This is a genomic window from Gluconobacter sp. P1D12_c, assembly GCF_018812105.1.
Classification (GTDB): domain Bacteria; phylum Pseudomonadota; class Alphaproteobacteria; order Acetobacterales; family Acetobacteraceae; genus Gluconobacter; species Gluconobacter oxydans_A.
In genome coordinates this window covers 1-391 of sequence record NZ_JACSIQ010000706.1, presented here as the reverse complement: position 1 = coordinate 391, position 391 = coordinate 1, and the positions used below count along the sequence as shown (strand labels likewise).

At 47.8% G+C, this 391-nt stretch carries 1 protein-coding gene; it reads left to right on the top strand.

The annotated features are described in order from the left end of the window. Window positions 1-13: 13 nt before the first annotated feature. Window positions 14-391 (top strand): hypothetical protein (locus KP705_RS18830; RefSeq protein WP_215765410.1); only part of this gene is annotated, 378 nt, incomplete at its 3' end.

Sequence of the window (391 nt, the reverse complement as noted above, 5' to 3'; positions counted from 1 at the left end):
GAACAAGGTTGATGTGTTTAAACATCTTGAACGCATTGGCAGGGATGAGGCCATAAGGCTTCAATCTGATCGCATTGCTGACAGGCTTGAAGGTCTGGGGATTCCGTCTAGGCGTAAGAAGCAGGATGGCACCTTTTTCAAGGTGGGTTTGCTGTCTGGATTAGCTAAGCAGATGGATGAACAGTTTAGGCATATCATGTTCATTCCTGCTGTTGCTGTTGCTGAGCGTCGCCAGTTGAGGAATGAGCTGACCTATTGGATTGATAACATTCTCCCGAATAAGGGGAAGTATCTGCGGTACATGGTTATCACCTGCGGTGAGAACGTCCGCATATATGATGACCTCAAGGCGGAGCATAGGAAATGGACACGCAAGCTCTCTGATTGCTTC